We start from the raw sequence: 26,822 nt of genomic DNA, 5'->3' as shown, positions 1-26,822 counted from the left end.
TAACGGCAGTTTTACATCTGCCGGGTCTACCTTATGATATTGGGGCATCCAGTCAGTGAAACTGCTTCGTTTTGCAATCTCCAACTTTCGAGGGATAGAGTACACTTCGATTGAGCTAGATGCGGGTGCTCCGGGCAAAGTCGTGACTTTGATCGGGCTCAATGAGAGTGGAAAAACCACGGTCCTAGAAGCGATTTCAAACTTTCTATCTTCAGATGAAGAGACACAGAATCTCCTCGAGACCGTCTACGCTGAAGTAGATCCCCTAACCTTCATACCGAAGGAGCGTCGGGGCCTGTTCACCGATAGAATATCGATCGAGGCTGACGTTGAACTGGACGAATCTGACATTGAGGCCGTTAGGACTGCGCTCTGGGCAAGGCATAACGTCCGGCTGGTCCCAGGTTCACTGGAATCAGATCTAAATCTCGAACAGGCGTTCGACTTCGAAGATAGTACCTTAAAGAAAAGGAATCGCTTCTGGAGGCTCAGCTTCAAATATAAGAAAGGAAACTCCGGTTACATAGACTACAATTGCCACGTTGGATCAGACCCTATCTGGCAAACAGCAGTCGCAGTTCTAAACAAGCGAATTCCACAAATTGTATATTTTCCGACGTTTCTTTTTGACATGCCAGACAGGATATATTTGACCCAAACTCTGGAAGACGATGTCAAAGATTCTTATTACCGCAGAGTATTTTCAGACGTTCTGAAACACATCAATCCCAAGTACTCTCTTGATACGCATATATTAGATAGAGTGAAAAAGATCATAGATGAGTATGGTATAGCTGCGCTGAGCGACGCTAGTAAGACGGACCATGTAGACAGCGTAGTTAGAGCGGCTTCTAACGAAATAAGTCGCGTTATAATGGGAGCGTGGAAGTTTATCCTCGAAAAGGAAGAGCTACAACTTCGGGTTGAGTTAAAATGGGGTGTCGATGAAGCGCGCGAAAATTCGGTTTATGTTGAGCCGCATCTCATCGAGAGGCAGCAATATAAGTATGTCTTAAAAGAACGCTCACTAGGTTTTCGCTGGTTCTTTTCCTTTTTGCTATTCACGCAGTTTAGAGCATCCGGCACGAGCGAGCATGGAACCGTATTTCTATTTGATGAACCGGCGTCTCATCTACATCCATCAGCGCAAGTCGAACTACTGAAAAGTTTCGACAAAATCATGGGTGCGAAGGATCGCATTATATATTCGACCCACAGCCATTACCTTATAAACCCAAATTGGCTTGAGAAAGCCTATATAGTCAACAATAACGCAATAGATCTGGATGAAGCGGACTTTGCGTCATTCTACCCAAACAGCAACGATATAGTAGCGATTAGATATAAAAGATTCGTTTCAGATAATCCTACACGCATGACTTACTTTCAACCAGCACTAGATGCGCTGAGAGTGAAGCTTAGCCCTTTGATGCTAACTGGCCCAGCAATAGTCGTTGAAGGTAAGTTCGATTACTATCCCTTCGTCTATCTTTTGAGAAGGATCGCGCCCGACAGCAATCTGCATGTTTTCTCTGCGCTTGGTGCCGGGGAGATGGGCATCGTGGCTTCGGTTCTTCGGGGGCTTGGACTTAGTTTTGTAGTGCTCCTTGATGCGGATACCAAGGGGAAATCAGAGGCCAAAAGGTATCGTGACGAATACCGTTTTCAAGATGAGCAGATCATGACGTTGGATGAGGCTGATTCTTCGCTCAATGGGTCTGCGTTTGAAGGCATTTATGGGCAAGATGTTCATAAGTTGATTGAGGACAGCGGCTTGGACTCTGAGGCGAAGCTAAAGGCCAAGGGATCAGCGCTTTTCCAACTTTTATTGGCCACGCAGGACTATACTCCCCTCCTAGAAGAGACTTTCGCGACGTTCGAGAAGGTGCTCGCGACCCTTCAGGACAAACTAGCTCTGCAGTGATTGTCTAAGTCAGTCCGAACTGGGGGTCTCCTCCTACTTCGCCGCAATCAAATCGGGCTGATCCTCGTCCGCTGACACCTTGCGCGCCCGCTTGGCCTTCTTCGGCGCCGCCTCCACCACCTCCGGCTTCACGCTCGCGCGTTCGAGGAGGGGCTTCAGGTACTGACCGGTGGCCGACTTCGGCTCTGCAGCGACCGTTTCGGGCGTGCCTTCGACCACGATCTTCCCTCCGTTGACGCCTCCGCCCGGGCCGAGGTCGATGACCCAGTCGGCGGTCTTGATGACGTCGAGGTTGTGCTCGATCACGACGACGGTGTTGCCGGTCTCGACCAGGCGGTGGAGCACCTCCAGCAGCTTGCGCACGTCCTCGAAATGGAGGCCGGTGGTGGGCTCGTCGAGGATGTAGAGCGTCTTGCCCGTGGCCCGCCGCGAAAGCTCCTTCGACAGCTTCACGCGCTGCGCCTCGCCGCCCGACAGGGTCGTCGCCTGCTGCCCAACCTTGATGTAGCCGAGGCCGACCTCCTGAAGCATGCGCATCTTGTCGCGGATGCCGGGGACGGCCTTGAAGAACTCGGCCGCGTCCTCGACTGTCATGTCGAGCACGTCGGCGATCGACTTGCCCTTGAACTTCACCTCCAGCGTCTCGCGGTTGTAGCGCGCGCCGTGGCAGACGTCGCAGGTGACGTAGACGTCGGGCAGGAAGTGCATCTCGATCTTGATGACGCCGTCGCCCTGGCACGCCTCACACCGGCCGCCCTTGACGTTGAAGCTGAAGCGGCCGGGCTTGTAGCCGCGCGCCTGCGCCTCCGGCAGCCCAGCGAACCAGTCGCGGATCTGTGTGAAGGCGCCGGTATAGGTCGCCGGGTTGGACCGCGGCGTGCGGCCGATCGGCGACTGGTCGATGTCGATGACCTTGTCGAGGTTGGCGAGGCCGTCGATGCCCTCGCACGGGCCGCAGACGATGCGCGCGCCGTTCAGCGCGCGGGCCGCGCCGGCGTAGAGCGTGTCGATGGTCAGCGAAGACTTGCCCGAGCCGCTGACGCCGGTGACGCAGGTGAAGGTGCCGAGCGGGAACTTGGCCGTCACGTTCTGCAGGTTGTTGGCCCTGGCGCCCTTCACGGTGACGAACTTGCCGGTGCCCTTCAGCCGCTTCTGCGGGAGCGGGATCTCGCGGCGGCCGCTGAGGTAGTCGGCGGTGACGCTGGTCTCGCAGGCGAGCAGCTCTTCGAGCGTGCCCTGGCACACGACCTCCCCGCCGTGGACGCCCGCGCCCGGTCCCATGTCGATGACGTGGTCGGCGTGGCGGATCGCGTCCTCGTCATGCTCGACGACGAGCACGGTGTTGCCGAGCGACTTGAGGCGCTTCAGCGTTTCGAGGAGGCGGTCGTTGTCCTTCTGGTGAAGGCCGATCGACGGTTCGTCGAGGACGTAGAGGACGCCCGAGAGGCCTGAGCCGATCTGCGAGGCGAGGCGGATGCGCTGGCTCTCGCCGCCCGACAGCGTGCCCGACGTGCGGTCGAGGTGGAGATAGTCGAGGCCGACATTGTGCAGGAAGCCGAGGCGCTCGTTGATCTCCTTGAGGATGACGTGCGCGATCTCCCGCTGGGTCGGGTTGAGCTTCTCCTCGAGGCTGCCGAACCAGGCGTAAGCGTCGGCGACCGAGCGGCGGCTGGAGAGGGAAATGTCCTCTCCTGCGATCTTCACGCTGAGCGCCTCGGGCTTGAGGCGAGCGCCGTGGCAGACCTCGCACGGGCGGCTGGCCTGGTAGCGGCTGAGCTCCTCACGCATCCAGGCGGACTCGGTCTGGAGCATGCGGCGGTTGAGGTTGCCGATGACGCCTTCGAACGGCTTCTTCACCTCGTAGGACTTGCGGCCGTCGACGAAGCGGAGAGTGACCGGGCGGCCTTTGGTGCCGTGGAGGATGACATCCTGCGCCTCCTCCGGGAGCTGGCCCCACGGCGTTTCGAGGTCGAAGCCGTAGGCGCGGGCGAGCGAGCTCAGCACCTGCATGTAATAGGGCGAAGGCGGGTTGGACTTGGCCCAGGGGACGACCGCGCCCTTCTTGATCGACAGCGCGTGGTTGGGAACGACGAGGTCCTCGTCGAACACCAGCTTCTCGCCGAGGCCGTCGCAGGCGGGGCAGGCGCCCTGCGGCGCATTGAAGCTGAACAGGCGCGGCTCGATCTCGGCGATGGTGAAGCCGCTGACCGGGCAGGCGAACTTCTCGGAGAAGAGGATGCGTCCGGGCGGGGCGTAGTCGAGCTTCATGCCCTTGGGCGCGGGATCGGCGTCGGGCTGCGGGTCGGCGGGGTCGAGGTAAGCGAGGCCCTCGGCGAGCTTCAGCGCGGTCTCGAAGCTGTCGGCGAGACGCGGCTCGATGCCTTCGCGAACGACGATGCGGTCGACGACGATCTCGATGTCGTGCTTGTACTTCTTGTCGAGCGCCGGGGCGTCCTCGATGTCGTGGAACTCGCCGTCGATGCGGACGCGGGTGAAGCCGGCCTTCTGCCACTCGGCGAGCTCCTTGCGGTACTCGCCCTTGCGGCCGCGGACGACGGGCGCGAGCAGGTAATGCCGGCTGCCGTCCGGCAGGCTCATCACGCGGTCGACCATCTGGCTCACCTGCTGCGCCTCGATCGGGAGGCCGGTTGCCGGCGAGTAAGGGATACCGACGCGCGCCCAGAGCAGGCGCATGTAGTCGTAGATCTCGGTGACCGTGGCGACCGTCGAGCGCGGGTTGCGCGAGGTCGTCTTCTGCTCGATCGAAATGGCGGGCGAGAGGCCGTCGATATGCTCGACGTCCGGCTTCTGCATCATTTCCAGGAACTGGCGAGCGTAGGCGGACAAGGACTCGACGTAGCGGCGCTGGCCCTCGGCATAGATGGTGTCGAAGGCGAGCGACGACTTGCCCGATCCGGACAGGCCGGTGATGACCGTCAGGCTCTCGCGCGGGATGTCCACGTCGACGGCCTTCAGATTGTGCTCCCGCGCGCCGCGGACGGAAATATGGGTCAGCATCGGCTGGTTTTCGTTCCGTTTATGTTCTGATTGTAGCGAGCCACAGCTGATGGTCAACGCGGCTTTGTTTAGATGGGTGCAGTCGTCGCAAACTGCAACCAGCTTCCCTTCGCCTAATCGGGCATGTTAGCGCTCACATTCGGAGAGTTACAGGGAAGAGCGATGCCGAAGACGCGTATGCTGTTGAGTGCGGCAGTTCTGCTTTGCTTGATTACGCCGGCGAGAGCCGCGGATCAGGATCTGAAACCTAGCGCAGCGGGCTATCTGGAAGCGCGCGGCGTGAACTATCTCGTGTTCAACAATTGGTACGATGGCCTGTTCGCGGATTCCAAGATCAGCGGCGTCGAAATCGTCCAGCGCGGCAACCGCATCGCCACCAACGGCGACGTGCGCCTGTCCGCGACGCCCGGGCAGTGGGACCGGATCGGCCGGATGGTCGAGCGCAAGGTCGATCCGAGGACCGGCGCGACCGATGTCCTGCTCGAATATGCCAGTTTTGGTTTCCGCTATCGGATCCACACCGAGGCACGAGGCAGGGCGCTTGCCGTCTCGGTGATACTGGACCAGCCTCTGCCGGAAGCCTTGGCCGGCAAGGCGGGCTTCAACCTCGAATTCAAGCCGTCCGCCTACTTCCACAAAAGCTTCATGGCAGGCGGAACGGCCGGAACGTTCCCGTTGCATCCCGCGTCGAACATGGCCGCAGGCGGAGCGAGGCAGCCATCGAGCGGCCGGGACATCGGGCCGGGTGCCGAACCGCTTCCACTTGCAAGCGGGCAGACGATCGTGCTCGCTCCCGAGGACGAGGCTCACCGGGTGACGTTGCGGTCGGATGGCGGGACCATCGACATGTATGACGGGCGAAACCAGGCGAACAATGGCTGGTTCGTTCTGCGCGGCGCTCTACCCGCACAGCGCACCGGCAAGGCGCTCGAATGGACGATCGAAGCGAGCAGCGATCCCACTTGGGTGCGAGCGCCGGTCATCGGCCACAGCCAACTGGGTTACGCGCCGGAGCAACGCAAGGTCGCGGTCATCGAGCTTGACGCGAACGCGTCCGCCGGAGGCCAGGCGAAGCTCGTTCGGATCAATGCCGACGGGAGCTCAGCCGTTGCACTGACTGCCGCACCAAAGCCCTGGGGCAAATATCTCCGCTACAACTACCGGACGTTCGATTTCTCATCCGTCCGGACATCCGGAATCTACCGGCTCGAATATGGCGGGACCAGGACCGCGACGTTCCGCATAGCGCCCGACGTCTACTCCGATGCGTGGCACCTTGGTCTGGACGTCTACATGAACGTCCAGATGGACCACATGCTGGTCAATGAGGCCTATCGCGTGTGGCATGGTGAGTCTCATCGCGACGACGCGCTGCAGGCGCCGGTCAATGACGAGCACATCGATCTCTACCGGCAGGGATCCACGACCGACACGAAATACAAGCCGGGCGAGCACATTCCCGGACTAGCTGGCGGTGGGTGGCTGGATGCCGGTGACTTCGACATCCGGACCCAGACTCAATACGCAGTGATCAGGCAACTGGTCGAGACGTACGAGCGCTACCGCCCTGTTCGGGACGAAACGCTCATCGACCAGAAGCTCCGCCGGGTCGAAATGCATGTCCCGGACGGGAAGCCGGACTATCTGCAGCAGGTCGAGCATGGCGTGCTGCAATTGCTCGCGCAGCAGGACAATGTCGGCTTCGCGATCCATGGCATCGTCGAGCCGGATGTTGCCCAATATACGCATCTCGGGGATGCCGCCAGCAAGACGGACGCTCGGGTGGGGACCAAGGACGATCGCTGGGCCTTCACTAGCCGCGCTTCCGCCCTCAACTATGGTTCGGCGGCGGCACTGGCCGCGGCCGCTCGGGTTCTCGGCGGTTACGACGATCGCCTGGCCGCGAAGTGCCTCGAGAATGCAAAGCGCATCTGGGCCGACGAGCAGTCGCATCCGCCCTTCACCTTCAGTCACGGCAACACGACCGGCGGACCGGTCGAAGCGGAAAAATTCGGGGCTGCGGTTGAGCTTCTGCTGACCACGAAGGACGCGGAGTACGCCGCAGCCGTCGATCAGCTTTGGCCCACGGTGGCTGACAAATATCCGGTCGTGATCGGCGACGCGCTTCGGGCCGTCCCGGTGATGCCGCAAGCGTACCAAGCCGCGGTAAGAGCGAAAATCGTCGCGCTTCGAGCGAACGAAGCAAAGCAGTGGCCGCGCCCGAACCCCTACGGAGTACCGATCACGGAAGGCGGCTGGGCGGGCAACGGGCAGGTAATGCAATACGGCTTGCTCGATTATCTCGTGCACAAGACGTTTCCGGACCTGAGCGACGGTTCGGCAGCGTTCGCCGCGCTGAACTACATCCAGGGGACACACCCAGGCTCGGACCTGTCATTCGTGTCCGGCGTCGGCACCGTCTCCAAGGAGGTCGCCTACGGCAACAACCGCGCCGACTTCAGCTTCATCGCTGGCGGAGTGGTACCCGGCGTGCTCGTGATCAAGCCCGACCTGCCGGAGAATAGCGAAGACTGGCCGTTCTTCTGGGGCGAGAATGAGTATGTCGTAAACATGACGCCGACTTACTCGGCACTCGTTCATGCGGCGCTCGATCTGCTGGCCGAAAGGCGCGCGAAAGAGACCAGGAATCCATAGCTCCGCCCGCATCTCATCGACGGCAGTCGACCGTTGGTCGATGCCGGCTGTAAGCTGAGGAGTCGACGGCCGAAGTTGCCCCGTCAAATCAAGGATTTGGGGGATATGATGATCGGTCGGACCAAGCTGCGCCTCGGCGCCATCGTTCTTGCCGGAAGCATTCTCGCGTCGGTGCCGGCTGTCGCGCAGAATACATCAGGCGCTGCCGCTGCAACCGGCAGCCAGCCGCAGGTCGTGCGCTACGGCACCTGGGGCGTGGACATCGCCACGCGTGACACGTCCGTGAAGCCGGGCGACGACTTCCAGCGCTACGCAAGCGGCAAGTGGATGGACGAGAACGAAATCCCTGCCGACAAGTCCCAGAACGGTGTCGGATCAGAGGTCAACGACCGCAACCAGGAGCGGCTCCGCTCCATCGTCACAAGAGCTCCGAAAGACAGCCAGCTAGGCGCCTTCTACGCAAGCTACATGGATGAGACGCGGCTGGAGCAGCTCGACGCGTCTCCGCTTAAGGCCGACTTGGATCGGGTCGCCACGATCAAGTCGAAGGCGGACATGACGCACTTCATGGCCGCCTCCGCGCGGGAGTTCGGATCGACCGTTTTCGGACTGGGCGTCCTTCCGGATCCAGCGAACCCAACCATGAACATCGCTTTCGTGGCGACCTCCGGAATGGGGCTGCCCGATCGCGATTACTACCTGACGGACAAGTACAAGCCGCAGCGCGAGGCCTATCGCGCCTACATCCAGCGCACCCTGGACATGATCGGCACGCCCAATGCCTCAGCGGCGGCGGAGCAGGTGCTCGCGTTCGAGACCGAGATCGCTAAGATCTCGTGGCCGCAGGCCGACCTTCGGGACATCGACAAGCTCAACAATCCGATGACGCTCGTGCAGCTGAAGGCCTACGCGCCGCAGTTCGACTGGGACGGCTATCTTCATGAGACGAAGGTTCTGTCGCCGCACATGATCGTTGGTGACAATACGGCGGTGAAAGCGATGGCCGCGCTTTATGAGAAGACGCCGCTCGAGACGCTGAAAACGTGGGAGCGCTTCAAGGTTGCTGACCAGGCTTCGAATTATTTGTCCAAGCGGTTTGTCGACAGCAAGTTCGAGTTCACGAAGGCCCTGAACGGCGCGAAAGAGCTCCGTCCGCGTTGGCGCCGCGGCATCGGCGAGGTCGACGGGCGCCTCGGCGAGCTCCTCGGGAAGACCTACGTCGACCGTTACTTCCCGGCCCAGTCCAAGACGATGATGGAAGAGTTGGTCGCCAACCTGAAGCGGGCGGCGGCGAAGCGCATCCAAGGCAACAGCTGGATGGAGGACGCGACCAAGCAGGCGGCGCTTGCGAAGCTCGCCAGGATGGACGTGATGGTCGGCTATCCCGCCAAGTTCCGCGATTATTCGAAGCTCGTCATGAAGCCCGACGACCTCTACGGTAACATCAAGCGCAGCGCGGCCTTCGAATGGGACTATCAGCTCGACGACCTCAACAAGCCGGTCGACCGCAAGAAGTGGGCGATGAGCCCGGCCACGGTCGACGCCTACAATGGCTTTCTCGAGAACAAGATCGTCTTCCCCGCCGGCATCCTGCAGCCCCCGTTCTTCGATCCGCAGGCTGACGCCGCCGTGAACTACGGCGCGGCCGGCGCGATCATTGGGCACGAGATCATGCACGGCTTCGACGACCAGGGCCGCAAGGTCGACGAGAACGGAGCCGTCCGCGACTGGTGGACCAAGGGTGACGCAGAGCGCTTCAAGAAGCTGACGGACGCTCTCGGAAAGCAATACTCGTCTTATGAGGCGGCGCCCGGCGTGTTCATCAATGGCGACCTGACCATGGGCGAGAATATCGGCGACATGTCCGGCCTGGAGGTCGCCTACACTGCATATCAGATGTCGCTGAACGGGAAGCCGGCACCGGTGATCGACGGGCTCACGGGCGACCAGCGCTTCTTCCTGGCCTTTGCGCAGGCATGGCGCGGCAAGCAGCGCGACGATGCGATCAAGACTCAGGTCGCGTCCGACCCGCACAGCCCCCGCCGGTACCGCGTCATCGGACCTCTCCGGAACCTCGACGCCTGGTACGCGGCGTTCGGGATCGGTCCGGACTCCAAGTTCTACATCGCGCCGGAACAGCGCGTTCGCATTTGGTAATCGGCGACCGCTCGCCCGGATCGTCGAGGGAGTGCGCGGCTGAGCATCCTCGGCCGCGCATTCTTTCCGCTTACGTTAGCGCATAGTTCGCGACTTCCTCGTAATGCGCGCCGTGCCGCGAGAGGTGACTCTCGTAGAGGATGAAGCTGTCGATCTCGAACGGGTCGGACGCGAGTGTTGAATTGCGGCGAACGAACGATTCCACAGCCTCTCCACTTCCGCGGTTCCAGCGGGCGAGGGTAATGTGGGGCGCGAACGCCCGGTGCTCTGCGTCGAGACCGGCTTGCTGAAGTGCTCGTTCGACCTTGGCCGCAAGGGCAACGACTGGCTCCCGAGGCTCCACCGCTGCCCATAGCGCGCCGCCATTCCGGCGCTCGAACTTGCCAACCCCCCGAACACGAAGCTCGAACTTCGGGGCGCGAATGGCACCCAAGGCCGCAGTGATGTCGTTCGCCAGCGGGCGGTCCACTTCACCGATGAATCGCAGGGTCAGATGAAGCTGCTCATCGCCGACCCAGCGCAGCGCCGGACTGTCGTCCATGGCGTCGACTAGGACGTCCCGGACATCCTCCGGCGGACGGATGGCGACGAATAGGCGATGCATCAGAGGGACCTAGGTGAGTTCCCGATTGTTCAGACTGGCTCAGGTATCGATTGAATTGGCCTCAATCGCGAGGTTGAATCTTTGTCGCGCGTTTCAGTCCAGCGTGCTTTCGCGCGCCATCGACAGCGTGCTGTCGCAGGATTTGCAGGACTTCGAGCTGATCGTCGTCGATGACCGGTCGAGCGACGGCTCGGCGGACGTCGCTCGCGGGTATGGCGAAGGGCATGTGCGGGTGATCGAGCTCGATGAACATGCAGGAAGCAACGCCGCCCGTAATGCCGGTATCCGCGCGGCGCGCTCCGACCTGGTGGCTTTCCTCGACAGCGACGACGCTCTTCTGCCGCACAAGCTCTCCACGGTCGTTTCCGAGTTCGAGCAAAGGCCCGAGCTCGACGTCCTCGTGGACAGCTTCGTGAAATTCTCCCCTGGCTCGACCCGGACGCGGTACAATCCGCGGATTGCATCGACATCCGAATTCCGCAGGCGACTCTTCGGTCGCGAGCTTTGGAAATCGACATCCGCAATCACGGTTCGGCGAGACGCAGCCTTTCGCGCGGGCCTGTTCGACGAGAACGTCACGCGCCGCCAGGACATGGATTTTCTGATCCGGCTGAGCGAGGTCGCAAACTGCGGGGCAACGGACGCAGTCCTGTGGGTGAAGCATTGGTCCGCCGACGGAATTTCAGCCGATCCCACCTTCGTGCCGACCACACTCGATCTCGCGGCTCGCCACCCGAACTACGTGGAAGAACGTGCCTATCGCAGCGGCATTTCGCGCGACCTGACGCGGCATGTGTTGCTCCTGCTGCGGCAGGGACAGCTTAGCCAGGTCCGTACCGAAGCCACCATGATCATCGATCACTTTGGACGCCGGAAGACGGCGAGCCTTTTCGCTTCCGGGACGAAAGAGCTCGCCCGCCGCGCTATCCGGCGGCAACGGTTTTCCGCGATGGCGTCTCGCGCGGCTGCGGCTGGATCGGCTCGAACTCCCGGGTCAGCGCGCTCTTGATCTCGCCGACGAGGCCGACCCCGTAGAATCCGAGCGCGACCGCCATCGCGGCCGGACGCTGCCACACCGGCAGATCGACCTTCTTCCCCTTCTTCAGGATCCGCGACCAGGACTTGCCAACCTTCTTGCCGAAGAAGCCAAAGGCGAAGCCGATGCGGCCGCTTTTGCTCTGGGTGTCGGTCTGGAAGGCTTGGTAATCGCGATCCATCCCCATCGTCCAAGCGCGCCACGCAAGGAAGCGATAGCCGGGGTGGGGGGCGTGGATGGTCATGGCATCCGCGGTGCGGACGAACTTGAAGCCTTGGGCGCTCAGATCGCGCAGCCAGAAGCCGCATTGCTTCTTGAATGCCGGCAGATCGGGGAAGGAGTGCTCGCGGAAGAACGCCGTCCTGACCGCGCAATTGTTGGCGTGAATCTTCTGCCGCTTCTCCGTCTTCTCCCGCTCATCGCGCAGGTTGAAGATCCAGCTGAGAGCGAAAGTCTTCGACAAGAAATCGTCGTAACCGAGCACCGTGAATCCCCCGACCGCAACGATTTCGGGGTCTGAGAAGGGCTTCAGGAGCGCTTCGAGCCACCCCGGCTGGGGGGCAGCATCGCTGTCGAGCATGATCGAAATGTTAGTTTTCGCGCGGCCGATCCCGAAGTTCTTGAGCTTGTAGTAGGTCAGTCCGTCGGTCGGAACGATCTCCAGATCTGCGACTTTGGCCATGTTCGGCGCGGCGCTATCCAGCGCCCTTTCGATCGTTCCGGGTGCGACTGAATTCTTGTCGAAAAGGTAGGTAACTCTCGGCTTTTGGGCCATTTTCGGGCCGGCCGTTTCAAGCTCCTGCTCGAGCGCTGCCATGGCGGCGGCAGTCCATTTGTCCTCGACATCGATGGCGTTTTCCCACTCGATGACAATGGTCACGGGCGGGAGGTTTTCGGAGCGGCGGCTGGCCATGGCGATACAAGTATAATCGACGTCAACCGTTCCTCGTAAGCTTCCATGTCCGGTTTTGCTTGAAAGCAATTCAGCCATTCACGATATTCCGTGAGTGACGGGCCTCTTGTCCGCCACAAAGGAGATGAAATGCAGAACCAGTTTGACCCGCGCACGACCGGCGTGAATGCCGCTACGGTAGGCGTTCCGCGCGCCGCCCGCGATGCGGGCCTCCGGTCCTACATGCTGTCGGTTTACAACTACATGGCTTCGGGCGTGCTGCTGACCGGCATCGTCGCCTTGCTGTTCGCCAACTCCGGTTTTGCCGCGCAAGTGCTCGGAACGCCGCTGCAGTGGGTGATCATCCTGGCGCCGCTCGGCTTCGTCATGGCGATGAGCTTCGGCCTCAACCGCATGTCGACGGGCACACTCCAGATGCTCTTCTGGGCCTTCGCCTTCGCGATGGGCCTGTCGATGTCCTCGATCTTCCTGGTCTACACCGGGGTGTCGATCGCGCAGACCTTCTTCGCGGTGGCGGCCGGTTTCCTTGGTCTCAGCATCTACGGCTACACGACTAAGCGCGACCTGAGCGGCTTCGGCACGTTCCTGATCATGGGCGTCATCGGGCTCCTTGTCGCGATGCTGATCAACCTGTTCCTTCGCTCGCCGGCGATGGACTTGGCCATTAGCGCCATCGGCGTGCTGCTGTTCGCGGGCCTGACCGCCTACGATACGCAGAAGATCAAGAGCATGTACGCCTACGTCGCGGGCAGCGACATGATGGGCAAAGTCGTGATCATGGGCGCGCTGAACCTGTACCTCGACTTCGTGAACATGTTCATGTTCCTGCTGAGGTTCATGGGTGACCGCCGCTAAGCAATAGCGACACGAGAGAGGGAAGGGCCGGGGGAGCGATCCGCCGGCCCTTTTCGTTTGGGCGTCCAACTGCGAAGAGCGAGCCGCAGAACCGGTATCAAAGGAGTCGTTCCATGTGCGACAGTGACAATGACCGGAGTTTCATCGTCGATGCCTCGTTCACGCGCCGCTCGGCCGTCCTGACAATCACTTCAGCTGCAGCCGCGGCGGGCTTGCCGGGGATGGCCTTCGCGGCCGAGGTCGTCGAAACTGACGTCACCGTGCCGACGCCGGACGGGCATGCCGACGCGGTGCTGTTTCACCCTGCCGGTTCGGGCTCTTGGCCTGCCGTCCTGATGTTCCCGGATATCCTGGGGCTGCGGCCGGTCTTTCGCGACATGGGACGGCGGCTAGCGGCATCGGGCTACACTGTGCTGGTGCCCAACCCCTTCTACCGGACGCAGCGCGCGCCGGTCGTGACCGGCCCCATCGACTTCAACAAGCCGGAAGACCGCGCCAAGCTCATGAGCCTGAAGGACACGCTGACCGACGCGCGTGTCGACGCGGATGCGACGGCGTTCCTCGCGTTCCTGGACAAGCAGAAGCAGGTCGATCGCCGGAAGGGCGCGGGCGTCCAGGGCTATTGCTTCAGCGGCCCGTTCGCCTTCCGCACGGGAGCCGTCCGCTCCAATCGCATCCGTGCCGTGGCAAGCTTCCACGGCGGCGGCCTGGTGACGAAGGACGCCAACAGCCCGCACCTGCTGATTCCCAAGACCAAGGCCGACTTCCTGGTCGCCATCGCCCGCAACGACGACGAGAAGCAGCCTGATGCGAAGGAAGTGCTGAAGGCTGCGTTCGCTGCCGCCAAGCGCCCGGCAACGGTTGAGGTCTATCCTGCGGACCACGGCTGGACCGTGGCGGGAAGCCAAGCCTACAACGAGCCCGCTGCTGAACGCGCCTGGGCTGAGCTGCTGCGATTGTACCGGGCGCGCCTGCGCTGACGGGAGGGTCAGGCGGGCTGAGGTGCCTGCTGGGCCTGCATTTCGGCGATGAGCCTGCCGTCGATCTCTTGTGCGCGGCGATACGCGTCCCGATCGGTCATCCGCCGCGCGTAATCGACGAAGACTTCGCGCGGCTCGAGCAGGTTGAAGGCGAGCATGAAGTTGACGTTCGCGCCGACGAACAGGTCCGCCGCCGTGAAGTGGTCGGCAGCGATATACTCCCGGCCGGTCAGCGCCTTCTCGAGCGTATTGATGGCCAGATCGTAATTGCCATAGCCGAACATGCGCTGGCGCTCGGGCGTAGGCTCCCAGCCTGCGGCCTTGTTGCTGAACGCCGCCTCGATCGGTCCAGACGTAAAGAAGATCCAGCGGTAGTAGTCGGCCCGATCTGAAGTCGGGGGCGCAAGCCGCGCCTCCGGGAAGGCGTCGGCGAGATAGCAGCAGATCGCGGCGACTTCGGTGACGACCTTGCCCTTGTGCCTGATCGCCGGAACCTTCCCCATGGGATTGACCGACAGATACGGCTCTTCCTTCATGCTCGTGCCGTAGCCGAGGATTTCGGTGTCGTAGGGAGCGCCGACCTCCTCCAGCATCCAGCGCACCGTTTGGCCACGCGATTGCGGGTTCGTGTAGAAGATGAGGTCGGCCATTTCCGTTCTCCCTGTTCAGAACAAAACGGGAACTACTCCTAATCGAAGCATTGCTCAAGCATGTCGAGCATGACCTTGAGCGACTTCACCCTGATAGCGCCACGGCCGATCGGACCGAAATGCTCGACCCGATGGACGGTTGTTCGCCCGCGCCGGGCGAGTGCGAAATGGACCAGGCCCTCCTCACAGCCCTCCGCGGCGGGACCGGCGAACCCAGTGACGCCGATGGCGATCTCTGCCTTCGAACGCGCCAATGCCCCCTCGGCCATTGCCCGCGCAACAGTTTCCGAAACGGCATCGTTGTGGTCGAGCAATTCACGCCGAATGCCGAGCAGGTCGGTCTTCGCCTCCTTGCTGTAGGTGACGAAGCCGCGGTCGAAGGCGTGGCCGGCGCCTTCGATGTCGGTGAGCAAGGCGGCGAGCATTCCGCCGGTGCAGCTCTCCGCGGTCGCGACCGTCAGATCACGGTCGCAAAGGCTGTGCATCAGGCGTTCGGCCTGCTCGTCCAGATGATCCGGAAGAGCAGGCTCGAGAGTTTCGCTCAACCGCGTTCTCCGCCGGCGCCCGCCCGCTCGGCACCGCTCTGGTCGCGGGTCGCGCGGAATTCGCTGTCGGACGACCAGTTCGGCCATTCGCGCGAGTTCGCCAGACGCTCACCGACCATGTGCAGAAGCTGCGCATCCTCGGCCTGGCCACGGAAATCCCAGTCCGGCTGATACTCGTCGTCGGGCTGGTGGTAGCGCTTGGCGGTGTAGTCGCGAGCAATCGCCTCCCCGCGGGCCGTGCCGCCGTTCACCAGGTCGTTGCCCGATTTGAAGCTGATCGCCGGCACGCCGACCTTGGCGAAGGAGAAGTGGTCGGATCGGTAGAAGCCGCCGCTTTCCGGATGTGGATCGGCGGTGAAGTACCGGCCCTGCGTCTTGCCCTCCGCGATCAGGTCATCGAGCAGGCCGAGCTTCGCCGTCCCGGAGATGCTGAAGTTCTTGGCCGGACCCCACACGCCCATCGAGTCGGTGTTGAGGACGCCGACCGTCTTGGCGAGCGGATAGAGCGGGTTCGCCGCATAATATTCGGAGCCGAGCAGGCCTTTCTCCTCGGCCGTCACCGCAAGGAAAACGACCGAACGATCCGGGCGCGGACCCTTCGCGAAGGCGCGCGCCTGCTCGATCAAGTGCGAGATGCCCGTCGAGTTATCGAGGGCGCCGTTGTAGATGTTGTCGCCGTTCGCGTCCGGCTTGCCGATGCCCAGGTGATCCCAGTGCGCGGTGTAGATCACCGTCTCATCCGGATGCTTCTTGCCGGGCAGGATGCCGACGACGTTGTGCGACGTGATCGTCTCCGTCTTCGCCTGCACGTTGGCGCTCAGCGTCGCCTTCAGCGGGATGGGCTGGAAACCACGAAGCTTCGCCTGCGCCTTCGCCTGGTCGAAGTTCAGGCCCGACGCCGCGAAGATCTGCTCCGCCAGCGGGCGCTGGATCCAGCTTTCGAACGCCGTGTGCTCGCTCGCCGGATTCTGGCGAACGATGTCGAACATGGTGTTCGTGTTGGAATTCTTGACCGTGTTCCAGCCGTAGGAGGCGGGGGCGGTCTCGTGGACGATCAGGACGCCGGCCGCACCTTTGCGAGCGGCTTCCTCATATTTGTACGTCCAGCGGCCGTAATAGGTCATCGCCTTGCCGCCGAAGTCGCCTTCGCCACCTTCGAAGTCCGGGTCGTTGACGAGAACGACGAGCAGCTTGCCGCGCACGTCCTGGCCCTTGAAGTCATCCCAGTTCCGCTCCGGCGCGGTCACGCCGTAGCCAACGAACAGGAGCGGGGCATTGGCGAGGTTGACCGTGGTCTGGCCGTTGCTCGGGCTACGCACGGCAATCTGCTCGCCTTGCGTCAGCGCGATTCTCTGGCCGTTGCCGAGGTTGAGCGAGAGCTGCGGCGTGCCGACGATGTCGGACTGAAATAGCGGTACGTCCTGAGTCCACTTGCGCTGGCCGTTCACCAAGTCGCCACCTGGCTGGACGCCCGCCGCCTGGAGCTGGCTGACGATATAATCGACGGTCTTGGTTTCGGCGCGCGTGTTGACGCCGCGGCCTTCGAAGGCGTCGGAGCCGAGCGTCTGCACGTGCTGCGACAGGCGCTGCGGGCTGAAGGTGCCGGTCGGTGCGGCAAGCAGCGGAACGGCTACCAGCGCGAGGGCGCTGCCAGCGAGCCAACGGAATGTCTTCAAAATCTCTCTCCCCAGAGTCGCGGATGGGCTGCAGCGGCTGACTCAAGGAAATGGCCAGCCGCCGAATAGGTTGCAGGAGTGGACTAGTTAGCGAGCGGTCGCCGGGGAAGCCCCATTCGATAGGTCGGCAGTGGTGGCCGCAGGCTTCTGCCGATAGCGCTCGAACCAGGCGAGGATCGCGCTTGCTTTGGCCGCCGATTGCGAGGGCCGCGCGGCGATGCCGCCGTGGCTCGCGCCAGGCACTTTCACCAGCGCCGTCGGAATGCCGCGCAGCTGGAGAGCCGTATAATATTGCTCCGCCTGGCTGACCGGCGTGCGGAAGTCCTCGCTTCCGACCACGACGAGCGTCGGCGTCTTCACGTTGCCGACGAGGCTGAGCGGCGAATATTTCCAATAGGCTTGCGGGTCCTCCCACGGACGCTCTTTGCGCCAACCCGGCGAGAAGGCCGCGGCGAAGTCGGTCGTCAGTGCGAAGCTCGCGAGCTCGATGACCGGCTTCTGCGTCGCTGCGCCGCGAAAGCGATCGGTCTTGCCGACAATCCAGGCGGTCAACACGCCGCCGCCCGATCCGCCCGTCACGAACAGATTGTTCGGATCGACACGGCCCGTCGCGATTGCCGCGTCCACGGCGCTCATCAGGTCGTCATAGTCATGGCTCGGGTAGTTCTTGTCGATCTCGTCGGCGAAGGCCTGCCCGTAGGAGGTTGAGCCGCGCGGGTTCGCGTAAAGAACGACATAGCCGGCCGAGGCGTACAACTGATCGTCCGTCGAGAAGGTGGGCCCATAGGCTGACCAGGGTCCCCCGTGGATTTCCAAGATCAACGGATACTTCTTGCTGGGATCGTAATCGGGCGGCATCACCATCCACGCGTCGATCGGCCGCTGGTCGAAGGACGAGGTTACGGGGAGCTTGGTGACTTCCCCAAGGACCTTGGCACCGAGACTGCTGTCGTTGAGGCGCGTCAGCCGCCGTAGCGACCCGCCCGATGCGATCGCGATGTCCGACGGGCGCGACGGGTCTCCCGCCGTGACCGCAATCCTGCCGTCCCGCGACACCGTGAACTCGCCGCCGCTGTAGGGCCGGTCGAGGCCGCTGCCGGTGAGACCCGAAGCGACGTCGCGGACGGAGCCGTCGAGCCCGACACGCGCGACGCGGTTGCTGCCGTGCTCGTCGTACAGGACGTAGACAGACCGTCCGTCAGCGCTCCACACCGGATTGTTCACCGCCCGGTCGAACCCGCCAGTCAGGGCGCGCGCGCCCGAGCCGTTGAGGTTCATGACGTAGAGCTTGGTATCGTCGTAGGCTTTGCCGCTCTCGTCATAGCCGACATAGGCGATGAGCTTTCCGTCAGGCGAAACGATGGGTGAGGCATCCGGTCCCTTGCGCGTGGTGAGCGCGACCGGCGTGCCGCCATCAATGCTCACGCGATAGACTTCCGACTCGTTGAGGTTGCGGTCCCAGTCCTTGTTGAGGTTTGCGCTGAAGATCACGGAGCGGCTGTCCGGCGTCCAGGAAACCTGAGCGCCTGCGTTAGTCGGCCCAAACGTGAGCTGTGTCGGTGCACCGCCGTCGGCCGGTACCCAGAAAATTTGCTGGTATCCGGGCTTGAAATACCCGGCCCCGTCGAAGCGATAGGTGATGGCGTCGATGACCTGCAGGGGATCGGCCCACTTGGCGCCTTCAGGCTTGGCCGGCGCCTGTCCGAGCTTCGGCCCGTCGTCGGGCACGAACATAGAATAGGCGATGCGCTGTCCATCCGGCGACCAAGCAATGCTGTCGGGACTGTCAGGAAGGCCCGTGATGCGGGCGCTCTCGCCGTTCGCCATCCAGCGCACGAAGAGCTGCGGTGCGCCGCCCTCTGCCGCGACATAGGCGAGGCGGCTGCCGTCCCTCGACCAGCGCGGCGAGAAATAGGAACCGGAACCTGCGAGAAGCGGCCGCTGCTGCCCCGACGCGACATCGATCAGCCAGATCGTCGAGCGGGCATTGTCCGTCATGATGTCGTTAGACTTGCGGACGTAGGCGATCGTCTTTCCGTCCGGGCTGATCTGCGGATCGGTCGCGACCTCGAGGTTGAATAGGTCGGAGCCAGTCAAATGGCGGCTCGGCGCAGTGGCAGGCGCAGCGGAGGCCGGCGTATTGAGGCTGGTCGCAGAAAGCAGGAGCGCCAACGGCGCAAGCGAACGGGAAAGACGCATCAAAAAAGCTCCCCTCGATTGAGGCGCGCACGATTCAACTTCCCGGCGCGTCCGACAAGCACCTTATCGACGGTTCGACGAGCATAATTCAACCGAACGGTTGACAATGATCGCGGCAGAATTAATTAAACCATATGGTTGAAAATCGACTCGACATGACGTTCCACGCTCTCGCCGATCCCACGCGGCGGGGCATGCTCGCGAGCCTCGCGCTTGGCGAGAAATCGATCGGAGAGCTGGCAAGCCCCTTCGACATGAGCTTCGCCGGCGCGTCCAAGCACGTGAAGGTGCTCGAAGAGGCGGGCCTCATCGCCCGCCGCAAGATCGGCCGCACGCACGTCATCCGCATCGAAGCCAAGCCGCTCGAGGAAGCGGAGCGCTGGCTCAGGCAGTGGGAGAAGTTCTGGAGTGGACGCCTCGATCGCCTCGAAGCGCTGCTCGAAGCCGACAAGCAGAAGGAGAAACGAAATGACTGAAGCCACCGCGCAGGTCCGGGCGCCCCTCAAAAAGATCGCCCCGAACGCCATTCGCCTCGAACGAGTCCTCGATGCGCCTGCCGAGAAGGTCTGGCGCTATCTCACCGAGGCCGATCTTCGCTCGCAATGGTTCATGGGCGGTACCGATGCGCGGCCGGACAGGGACTTCGAGCTGCTCAACGACCACGATAATCTATCGGACGACGACGTGCCTTATCCGGAGAACTACGCCGAGTTCAAAGGCCGCACCTGGTCCGAGAAGGTCCTCCGCTTCGATCCGCCCCGGTTACTGGAAACAACGTTCCAAGGCGGCAAGAACGGGACGGTCACCTACGAGCTGAAGCCGGAGGGCGAACGCACCCGGCTGGTCGTAACGCACAGCGGCATCGAGAGCCCGACGGGCTTCCAGGATTTCGGAAGCGGCTGGAACTCGCATCTGACCGTTCTCGAGGAGCGCCTGGCAGGTCGGAGCATCCGCAACTTCTGGGAGCTTCACGCGCAATCGCGAGAAGCGGTGAAGGAAGCGCTGGAGGGCTGATCCGAGCGCATCGCTTCCGGCCATCGTGCCCGGGCCGGCGGAAAGTGGTAGGACTACGCGTGCCTACCACCCGCCGGCGAACGTCCCGTGCGTATCCGAGTGCCGTTCCCGCAAGGACCACCGAAAGGCACTCGCAATGGCCAAGATTCTTTGCGTTCTCTACGAAGACCCGGCCGACGGTTATCCGACTACCTATCCGCGCGACGACTTGCCGAAGATCGAGCGCTACCCCGACGGCCAGGCGCTACCCACCCCGAGAGCCATCGACTTCCAGCCCGGACACCTGCTCGGAAGCGTTTCAGGGGAACTCGGCTTGCGTCGCTTCCTGGAGGCTGCAGGGCACCAGTTCGTCGTTACGGCGGACAAGGACGGTCTGGACAGCCGGTTCGAGCACGAACTCGTCGACGCCGATGTCGTCATCTCGCAGCCTTTCTGGCCAGCCTATCTGACCGCCGAACGAGTTGCCAAGGCCAAGAATTTGAAGCTCGCCATAACGGCCGGGATCGGATCGGATCACGTCGATCTGCAGGCAGCGATCGAGCGCGGCATCACCGTTGCCGAAGTGACCTACTGCAACTCGATCAGCGTCTCCGAACACGTCGTGATGATGATCCTTTCGCTAGTTCGGAATTATCTTCCGTCGTGGGAAGTGGTGAAAGCGGGCGGCTGGGATATCGCCGATTGCGCGTCACGATCCTACGACGTTGAAGGCATGCACGTCGGTACAGTCGCAGCCGGACGGATCGGATCGGCCGTTCTGCGGCGGCTCAAGCCGTTCGACATGCATCTCCACTACACCGACCGGCACCGTCTGCCGCCGGAGGTCGAGCAGGAGCTTGGCCTGACTTTTCATGAGTCCGCAGCGGAGATGGTCCCGCACTGCGACGTGGTGACGATCAATGCTCCGTTACATCCGGAAACGGAGAACCTGTTCGATGATGCGATGTTCGCCCGAATGAAGCGCGGCGCTTATCTGGTGAACACGGCGCGCGGAAAGGTCGTCAATCGCGACGCCGTCGCCGCGGCACTGAAGAGCGGTCATCTTGCTGGATACGCGGGAGATGTCTGGTTTCCGCAGCCCGCGCCGCGAGACCATCCCTGGAGAACTATGCCTCATCAGGGAATGACGCCGCACATCTCCGGGACGTCGCTGTCGGCGCAGGCGCGCTACGCTGCCGGCACTCGCGAGATCCTGGAATGCTTCCTGGAAGGGCGTCCCATTCGGGAGGAGTATTTGATCGTTCACGGCGGTCACCTGGCCGGCGCGGGAGCGCACAGCTACAGCGAGGGCGATGCGACAAAGGGTTCGGAGGAAGCGGCGCGCTTCCAGGTTCCGAATCCCTTGCGGGCCTAACAAGAAGGGCCCGCCGAAGCGGGCCCTGGAGTTCGTTAGCTTATGTCTATTCGGTCGTAGCGTCGCCCTTCGGCTTCGTCGTAGCCTTCGGCTTGGCGGCCGCCTTGGCCTTCGACTTGGACGGCTTCGGAGCGGCAGGCACGATCTCGAACGTCGGAGCATTGTCCCTGATGCGGACCTTCACCTCGCCGCCGTTGACCAGCTTGCCGAACAGCAGCTCTTCCGCGAGCGGCTGCTTGATCTTCTCCTGCACCAGCCGAGCCATCGGACGAGCGCCGTAGAGCCTGTCGTAGCCGCGGTCGGTGAGCCAGGTCCGCGCCTCGTCGTCCAGCTCGATGTGGACGCCGCGGTCGGCAAGCTGCAGCTCCAGCTGCAGGATGAACTTGTCGACGACGCGGGCCACGACGGCCGGCGGCAGGTAGGCAAAGGGCACGATCGCATCCAGCCGGTTACGGAATTCCGGCGTGAACATCTTCTTGACCGCGTCCTCCTGCGCATCCTCGCGGGTGGCTGCGCCGAAGCCGATCGACTCACGTGCCATGTCGGCCGCGCCGGCGTTCGTGGTCATGATCAGGATGGTGTTCCTGAAATCGACCGTCTTGCCGTGGTGGTCGGTTAGCTTTCCGTTGTCCATCACCTGCAGGAGGATGTTGAACAGGTCCGGGTGCGCCTTCTCGATCTCGTCGAGCAGCAGCACGCTGTGCGGATGCTGGTCGACCGCATCGGTAAGAAGACCGCCTTGGTCGTAGCCGACATAGCCCGGAGGCGCGCCGATCAGGCGGCTGACCGAGTGCCGTTCCATATATTCCGACATGTCGAAACGCTGGAGCGGAATGCCGAGGACGGACGCGAGCTGGCGCGCGACCTCGGTCTTGCCGACGCCGGTCGGACCCGAGAACAGATAGTTGCCGATCGGCTTGTCGGGCTCGCGAAGGCCGGCGCGCGAGAGCTTGATGGCCGACGACAGCTTCTCGATCGCCAGGTCCTGTCCGAACACAACCCGCTTCAGGTCTGCCTCGAGATTCTCGAGGACGCGCTTGTCGTCGGTCGACACGGACTTCGGAGGGATGCGCGCCATGGTCGCGACCACGGCCTCGATCTCCTTGGTCGTGATGACCTTCTTCCGGCGGCTCGGCGGAACCAGCATCTGCATCGCGCCGACTTCGTCGATCACGTCGATCGCCTTGTCCGGCAGCTTGCGGTCATGGATGTACCGCGCGCTGAGCTCGACCGCCGACTTGATGGCGTCGGTCGTGTAGCGCACGTTGTGGTGGCCCTCAAAGGACGACCGCAGGCCGGCGATGATCTTGATGGTGTCCTCGACCGTCGGCTCGTTCACATCGATCTTCTGGAAGCGCCGGAGCAGGGCCCGGTCCTTCTCGAAGTGGTTGCGGAACTCCTTGTAGGTCGTCGACCCGATGCAGCGGATCGCGCCCGAGGACAGCGCCGGCTTGAGCAGGTTCGAAGCGTCCATCGCGCCGCCCGAGGTCGCGCCCGCACCGATGACGGTGTGGATCTCGTCGATGAAGAGGATGGCGTGAGGCATCTTCTCCAGTTCGGAGACGACGCTCTTCAGGCGCTCCTCGAAGTCGCCGCGATAGCGCGTGCCGGCAAGCAGCGCGCCCATGTCGAGAGCATAAATCGTTGCCGGCTTCAGGACGTCTGGAACGTCACCCTCGATGATCTTGCGCGCGAGGCCCTCGGCGATCGCGGTCTTACCGACGCCCGGGTCGCCCACGTAGAGCGGATTGTTCTTCGACCGGCGGCAGAGGATTTGCACCGTGCGGTCCACTTCGGCGCTGCGGCCGATCAGTGGATCGACCTTGCCGGCGCGGGCCTTCTCGTTGAGGTCGACGGTGAACTGCTTGAGGGCAGATTCCTTCTTGCCCTCCTTCTCACCGCTTTTCTCCTCGGTGCCGCCGACTTCACGCGGCTCGGCAGCGGCCTCGCCCTTGCCGACCCCGTGGCTGATGTAGGTCACAGCATCTAGACGGCTCATGTCCTGCTGCTGCAGGAAATAGACCGCATAGCTCTCGCGCTCCGAGAAGAGAGCGACGAGTACGTTCGCGCCGGTCACCTCATCGCGGCCGGACGACTGCACGTGCAGGATCGCGCGCTGGACGACGCGCTGGAATCCGCTTGTCGGAGTTGGGTCGGTGCCGGTGTCGGCGACCAGGGCCCCAAGCTCATTGTCGAGATAATGCTTCACGGAAGCGCGAAGCTCGTCCCTGCTGACGCCGCAGGCGGTCATGACCTTCGACGCATGCTCGTCGTCGATCAGGGCGATGAGAAGATGTTCTAGAGTCGCATACTCGTGTCTGCGCCGGCTGGCTTCGGCCAGCGCATTGTGAAGCGTCTGTTCGAGTTCGCGAGCGAAACTGGGCATTTAGATTTTACTCCTGCCCGGATCCCCGGAAATGGGCCGGGCTCTTTTAACGAATGTCATACGCGGCAAACGCGCAATCAAGGGGCGCGGACCCGCTTATCCCCAGAATATCGCTAGGGAAGCTTGTCGAAGGCTGAACGAGGAGGGCGATGTGTCACCCACCCGACACGTACTGCTACTTTTTGAACAGCTCTTCGGCCGCCGAGCGGTGCGCTTGTGCGCGATTCATGTGGGCCTCCACTCGGGCGATCTCGGCTTTTAGGGCTTCGATGCGGGCGTGGAGTTCCTCGATCGAGATGGGATCGAGATCCTGTTTTGCAAGCTCGGTCAGCGGGTCGCCCGGCTTGCTCGGAAAGAGATCGTCCAGGTCCATGGCGGGAATCGTTGACCCATGCGGTCCTGCTGTCAATAAGCCCGCGGTGTGAGCAAGACACCCGCGTCCATGAAGGCGATCGTCGCTCCCCAGCCCGACGGGGCTGAGGACCTCGCGGTCATCGAGCGTCCCGTGCCACGCCCGGGGGCCGGGGAAGTCCTGATCGAAGTCGCGGCGGCAGGGATCAACCGTCCCGACATCCTCCAGCGGAGAGGTCTTTACCCGCCGCCGCCCGGAGCTCCCGACATTCTCGGACTGGAAGTCGCGGGCGTGGTGGTCGAGGTCGGCCCCGGAGCGGAAAGCCAGCTCGGAAGGAGGGTCTGCGCTCTAGTTGCCGGGGGCGGTTACGCTGAATATTGCGTGGCGCCCGCCGGGACCTGCCTGACCGTCCCAGAGGTTATGCGGCTGCACGAAGCCGCGGCCATGCCGGAAACCCTCTTCACCGTCTGGACGAATCTGTTCGAACGCGGCTTTGCGGCCGACGGCGACTTCGTCCTGGTGCATGGCGGGACTAGCGGCATCGGAACAATGGCCATCACGCTCGGCAAGCTGTTCGGCCTCCACGTCATCGTGACCTGCGGCAGCGATGAAAAATGCGCCCGCGCACTGGAACTCGGAGCCTCCACCGCCGTCAATTACAAGACGCAGGACTTCGTGGAGGAAGTGAAGAAGGTCACGTCAGGTCAGGGAGTGTCCGTCGTGCTCGACATGGTCGGCGGCGACTACGTTCCGCGCAACATTGCCTGCCTGGCTGACGAGGGGCGGCACGTTTCCATCGCCTTCCAGCGAGGCGCGAAAGCGGAAGTGCCTGTGCCCGACATCATGCGCCGACGGCTGACGCTGACCGGCTCGACGCTGCGGCCGCGCTCGGTCGAGTTCAAGACGATGGTCGCCGACGAGCTCAACCGAACCGTCTGGCCCTATGCCGAAGGCGGCCGTCTGAAGCCGGTCATCGACAGCGTCTATCCGCTCGACCAAGCGGCAGCCGCGCACGCTCACATGGAGTCCGGCAATCACGTCGGAAAAATCGTGCTCGATGTGAAGGCGTGAACGAGACGCTCATCCTCCACGAATATGCGCAGTCCGGAAACTGCTACAAAGTGCGCCTGACCGCAGCGCTGCTTGGGGTACCGATCGAGCGGCGCGAATATGACATTCTGAAGGGCGAAACCCGCACGCCGGAGTTCCTCGCCAGCGTGAATTCCAACGGGCGGATCCCCGTCCTGCAGATCGGCGACCGCTTCATCCCGGAGAGCAATGCCGCGTGCTACTATCTCGCGACGGGATCGTCGCTCATTCCGGCGGACCGCTTCGATCACGCCGACATGCTCCGCTGGATGTTCTTCGAGCAGTATAATCACGAGCCGAACATCGCCACTTTGCGCTTCTGGAAGGGGTGGGTCGGCTTCGACAACCTAAGCGACGTGCAGCGGATGCAAATTCCGGCCAAGGAGGCGGCCGGTAGGGCAGCTCTCGAATTGATGGACGAGCATCTGACCGAGCGGGACTGGTTCGCGGGGGACCAGCTGTCGCTCGCCGACATCGCCTTGTTCGCCTATACGCATGTCGCGGAAGACGCCGACTTCGCGCTTGCGGATTACCCGGGAATTGCCGCCTGGATTGAGCGTATCAGGGCGGTTCCGAACTACATTTCTATCGACGCGTGACACTTGCTCCAGATTGGCATCGGGCGTAGAGCGCGAGCCAACGCCGGCCGCTCCGTGAGGGGCGGCCCTATTCATTTCTGAACTCTGGAGGATTCCAGTGGCCCAGCCCCTGATGCCCCATGCGACCGCTGCCTGGCTGGTCGAAAATACCTCGCTCACGTTCGAGCAGATTGCCGAGTTCTGCGGGCTGCACATCCTCGAAGTGCAGGCGATCGCGGATGACACGGCTGCCACCAAGCTGACCGGCCGGGACCCCGTTCGCGCCGGCGAGCTGACCCACGAGGAAATCGAGAAGGGCCAGAAGGACTCGTCCTACGCCCTGCAGATGCACAAGGCGCCCGATCCGGTCCGCCGCACCAAGGGCCCGCGCTACACGCCAGTCTCGAAGCGCCAGGACAAGCCGGACGGGATCGCCTGGATCATCAAGAACCATCCCGAGGTCAGCGACGGCCAGATCAGCAAGCTGATCGGCACGACCCGCACGACCATCGCCGCGATCCGCGACCGCACGCACTGGAACATGGCGAACATCACGCCGAAGGATCCGGTCACGCTGGGCCTCACCAGCCAGCGCGAGCTCGATGCGTCTATCGCCAAGGCCCAGAAGGCCGCCGGCGCCGCCGCTCCGACCGACGAGCGCTTCGAGAGCGACCGCGACGCCCTGATCGAGCAACTTCGCCACGAACGCGAGCAGCATGCCCGCGAGGCGGAGGCCGCTCTTGCGGCTGCGGAAGCTGGCGACGAGGCTCCCTCCGACGAAATCGTCCCGGGCATCCGCGACCCGTTCCGCCGTTGATTTGACTCCTCGCTAGGCTC

General features: G+C 62.7%; 21 protein-coding genes. 12 read left to right on the top strand and 9 right to left on the bottom strand.

Translation table 11 applies throughout. The annotated features are described in order from the left end of the window. Positions 1-55: 55 nt before the first annotated feature. On the top strand, positions 56-1,924 hold the full coding sequence (locus LZ016_RS07525; RefSeq protein ID WP_241446781.1) for an ATP-dependent nuclease: 1,869 nt from the start codon (positions 56-58) through the stop codon (positions 1,922-1,924). Between the two features lie 33 nt (positions 1,925-1,957). On the opposite strand, the gene uvrA is transcribed toward LZ016_RS07525, so the two are convergent. Further along, positions 1,958-4,942, bottom strand: coding sequence for an excinuclease ABC subunit UvrA (gene uvrA / locus LZ016_RS07520; protein WP_241446780.1), 2,985 nt, complete (start codon positions 4,940-4,942; stop codon positions 1,958-1,960). Positions 4,943-5,104: 162 nt separating this feature from the next. Here uvrA and LZ016_RS07515 point away from each other — a divergent pair, with 162 nt between their 5' ends. Further along, on the top strand, positions 5,105-7,597 hold the full coding sequence (locus tag LZ016_RS07515; protein WP_241446779.1) for a glycoside hydrolase family 9 protein: 2,493 nt from the start codon (positions 5,105-5,107) through the stop codon (positions 7,595-7,597). A gap of 105 nt (positions 7,598-7,702) precedes the next feature. Further along, positions 7,703-9,754: a M13 family metallopeptidase gene (locus LZ016_RS07510; RefSeq protein WP_241446778.1), complete on the top strand. Its 2,052-nt coding sequence runs from the start codon at positions 7,703-7,705 to the stop codon at positions 9,752-9,754. A 70-nt stretch (positions 9,755-9,824) separates the two neighbouring features. On the opposite strand, the gene thpR is transcribed toward LZ016_RS07510, so the two are convergent. Then, on the bottom strand, positions 9,825-10,358 hold the full coding sequence (gene thpR, locus LZ016_RS07505) for an RNA 2',3'-cyclic phosphodiesterase (protein WP_241446777.1): 534 nt from the start codon (positions 10,356-10,358) through the stop codon (positions 9,825-9,827). Positions 10,359-10,461: 103 nt separating this feature from the next. Here thpR and LZ016_RS07500 point away from each other — a divergent pair, with 103 nt between their 5' ends. Next, positions 10,462-11,367 (top strand): glycosyltransferase family 2 protein, encoded by a 906-nt coding sequence (locus LZ016_RS07500; protein WP_241446776.1) that lies wholly within the window; start codon positions 10,462-10,464, stop codon positions 11,365-11,367. Here LZ016_RS07500 and LZ016_RS07495 read toward each other — a convergent pair. Continuing rightward, positions 11,282-12,274, bottom strand: coding sequence for a glycosyltransferase (locus tag LZ016_RS07495; RefSeq protein ID WP_241446775.1), 993 nt, complete (start codon positions 12,272-12,274; stop codon positions 11,282-11,284). The genes LZ016_RS07500 and LZ016_RS07495 overlap by 86 nt on opposite strands. Before the next feature lie 162 nt (positions 12,275-12,436). Between LZ016_RS07495 and LZ016_RS07490 the strand changes: the two genes are divergently transcribed. Beyond that, on the top strand, positions 12,437-13,162 hold the full coding sequence (locus tag LZ016_RS07490; protein ID WP_241446774.1) for a Bax inhibitor-1/YccA family protein: 726 nt from the start codon (positions 12,437-12,439) through the stop codon (positions 13,160-13,162). A 113-nt stretch (positions 13,163-13,275) separates the two neighbouring features. Continuing rightward, positions 13,276-14,142, top strand: a complete 867-nt coding sequence (locus LZ016_RS07485; RefSeq protein WP_241446773.1) for a dienelactone hydrolase family protein — start codon at positions 13,276-13,278, stop codon at positions 14,140-14,142. 8 nt (positions 14,143-14,150) lie between these two features. On the opposite strand, the gene LZ016_RS07480 is transcribed toward LZ016_RS07485, so the two are convergent. The 4 genes from LZ016_RS07480 to LZ016_RS07465 all read right to left on the bottom strand — a co-directional run bounded on the left by LZ016_RS07480 (position 14,151) and on the right by LZ016_RS07465 (position 19,212). After that, positions 14,151-14,792 (bottom strand): glutathione S-transferase family protein, encoded by a 642-nt coding sequence (locus LZ016_RS07480; protein WP_241446772.1) that lies wholly within the window; start codon positions 14,790-14,792, stop codon positions 14,151-14,153. 38 nt (positions 14,793-14,830) lie between these two features. Then, a complete protein-coding gene (locus LZ016_RS07475) occupies positions 14,831-15,337 on the bottom strand; it encodes a CinA family protein (RefSeq protein WP_241446771.1) in 507 nt (168 codons plus the stop codon). Then, positions 15,334-17,013 (bottom strand): M28 family metallopeptidase, encoded by a 1,680-nt coding sequence (locus tag LZ016_RS07470; protein WP_241446770.1) that lies wholly within the window; start codon positions 17,011-17,013, stop codon positions 15,334-15,336. The genes LZ016_RS07475 and LZ016_RS07470 overlap by 4 nt, the downstream gene beginning before the upstream one ends. Before the next feature lie 87 nt (positions 17,014-17,100). Beyond that, the gene (locus LZ016_RS07465) at positions 17,101-19,212 is read right to left on the bottom strand and encodes an alpha/beta hydrolase family protein (protein ID WP_241446769.1); all 2,112 of its coding nucleotides are present in this window, start codon (positions 19,210-19,212) and stop codon (positions 17,101-17,103) included. A 134-nt stretch (positions 19,213-19,346) separates the two neighbouring features. Here LZ016_RS07465 and LZ016_RS07460 point away from each other — a divergent pair, with 134 nt between their 5' ends. The 3 genes from LZ016_RS07460 (at position 19,347) to LZ016_RS07450 (ending at position 21,580) form a co-directional block, all read left to right on the top strand. After that, a complete protein-coding gene (locus tag LZ016_RS07460; RefSeq protein WP_241446768.1) occupies positions 19,347-19,688 on the top strand; it encodes an ArsR/SmtB family transcription factor in 342 nt (113 codons plus the stop codon). Further along, positions 19,681-20,226 carry an SRPBCC family protein gene (locus tag LZ016_RS07455; protein ID WP_241446767.1) on the top strand — a complete coding sequence of 182 codons (546 nt, stop codon included), beginning with the start codon at positions 19,681-19,683 and terminating at the stop codon, positions 20,224-20,226. The genes LZ016_RS07460 and LZ016_RS07455 overlap by 8 nt, the downstream gene beginning before the upstream one ends. Before the next feature lie 136 nt (positions 20,227-20,362). Beyond that, on the top strand, positions 20,363-21,580 hold the full coding sequence (locus LZ016_RS07450) for an NAD-dependent formate dehydrogenase (RefSeq protein ID WP_241446766.1): 1,218 nt from the start codon (positions 20,363-20,365) through the stop codon (positions 21,578-21,580). Positions 21,581-21,626: 46 nt separating this feature from the next. Here the strand turns inward: LZ016_RS07450 and clpA are convergent, their stop codons facing one another. Both clpA and LZ016_RS07440 read right to left on the bottom strand, forming a co-directional pair. After that, complete coding sequence (gene clpA, locus LZ016_RS07445) at positions 21,627-23,966, bottom strand: ATP-dependent Clp protease ATP-binding subunit ClpA (RefSeq protein ID WP_241446765.1); 2,340 nt, start codon at positions 23,964-23,966, stop codon at positions 21,627-21,629. Positions 23,967-24,141: 175 nt separating this feature from the next. Further along, on the bottom strand, positions 24,142-24,339 hold the full coding sequence (locus LZ016_RS07440) for a DUF1192 domain-containing protein (protein ID WP_241446764.1): 198 nt from the start codon (positions 24,337-24,339) through the stop codon (positions 24,142-24,144). A gap of 48 nt (positions 24,340-24,387) precedes the next feature. On the opposite strand from LZ016_RS07440, the gene LZ016_RS07435 reads away from it, so the two are divergent. The 3 genes from LZ016_RS07435 (at position 24,388) to LZ016_RS07425 (ending at position 26,802) form a co-directional block, all read left to right on the top strand. Continuing rightward, positions 24,388-25,389: an NAD(P)H-quinone oxidoreductase gene (locus LZ016_RS07435; protein WP_436286350.1), complete on the top strand. Its 1,002-nt coding sequence runs from the start codon at positions 24,388-24,390 to the stop codon at positions 25,387-25,389. Next, on the top strand, positions 25,386-26,006 hold the full coding sequence (locus tag LZ016_RS07430) for a glutathione S-transferase family protein (protein WP_241446763.1): 621 nt from the start codon (positions 25,386-25,388) through the stop codon (positions 26,004-26,006). Before LZ016_RS07435 ends, LZ016_RS07430 begins: the two co-directional genes overlap by 4 nt. A 112-nt stretch (positions 26,007-26,118) precedes the next feature. Continuing rightward, positions 26,119-26,802, top strand: coding sequence for a DUF1013 domain-containing protein (locus LZ016_RS07425; protein WP_241447477.1), 684 nt, complete (start codon positions 26,119-26,121; stop codon positions 26,800-26,802). Positions 26,803-26,822 lie beyond the last annotated feature (20 nt).

The organism is Sphingomonas telluris, assembly GCF_022568775.1.
GTDB lineage: Bacteria > Pseudomonadota > Alphaproteobacteria > Sphingomonadales > Sphingomonadaceae > Sphingomicrobium > Sphingomicrobium telluris.
The sequence above is the reverse complement of the archived record's forward strand: the minus strand, read 5'-3'. Positions and strand labels throughout refer to the sequence as shown.

What these genes read in the sequence shown, in the direction of transcription:
- thpR (WP_241446777.1), bottom strand. Translation starts at nt 10,358, where the DNA reads ATGCATCGCCTATTCGTCGCCATCCGTCCGCCGGAGGATGTCCGGGAC.
- LZ016_RS07425 (WP_241447477.1), top strand. Translation starts at nt 26,119, where the DNA reads ATGCCCCATGCGACCGCTGCCTGGCTGGTCGAAAATACCTCGCTCACG.
- LZ016_RS07440 (WP_241446764.1), bottom strand. Translation starts at nt 24,339, where the DNA reads ATGGACCTGGACGATCTCTTTCCGAGCAAGCCGGGCGACCCGCTGACC.
- LZ016_RS07485 (WP_241446773.1), top strand. Translation starts at nt 13,276, where the DNA reads ATGTGCGACAGTGACAATGACCGGAGTTTCATCGTCGATGCCTCGTTC.
- uvrA (WP_241446780.1), bottom strand. Translation starts at nt 4,942, where the DNA reads ATGCTGACCCATATTTCCGTCCGCGGCGCGCGGGAGCACAATCTGAAG.
- clpA (WP_241446765.1), bottom strand. Translation starts at nt 23,966, where the DNA reads ATGCCCAGTTTCGCTCGCGAACTCGAACAGACGCTTCACAATGCGCTG.
- LZ016_RS07480 (WP_241446772.1), bottom strand. Translation starts at nt 14,792, where the DNA reads ATGGCCGACCTCATCTTCTACACGAACCCGCAATCGCGTGGCCAAACG.
- LZ016_RS07490 (WP_241446774.1), top strand. Translation starts at nt 12,437, where the DNA reads ATGCAGAACCAGTTTGACCCGCGCACGACCGGCGTGAATGCCGCTACG.
- LZ016_RS07510 (WP_241446778.1), top strand. Translation starts at nt 7,703, where the DNA reads ATGATGATCGGTCGGACCAAGCTGCGCCTCGGCGCCATCGTTCTTGCC.
- LZ016_RS07450 (WP_241446766.1), top strand. Translation starts at nt 20,363, where the DNA reads ATGGCCAAGATTCTTTGCGTTCTCTACGAAGACCCGGCCGACGGTTAT.
- LZ016_RS07460 (WP_241446768.1), top strand. Translation starts at nt 19,347, where the DNA reads ATGGTTGAAAATCGACTCGACATGACGTTCCACGCTCTCGCCGATCCC.
- LZ016_RS07455 (WP_241446767.1), top strand. Translation starts at nt 19,681, where the DNA reads ATGACTGAAGCCACCGCGCAGGTCCGGGCGCCCCTCAAAAAGATCGCC.
- LZ016_RS07515 (WP_241446779.1), top strand. Translation starts at nt 5,105, where the DNA reads ATGCCGAAGACGCGTATGCTGTTGAGTGCGGCAGTTCTGCTTTGCTTG.
- LZ016_RS07465 (WP_241446769.1), bottom strand. Translation starts at nt 19,212, where the DNA reads ATGCGTCTTTCCCGTTCGCTTGCGCCGTTGGCGCTCCTGCTTTCTGCG.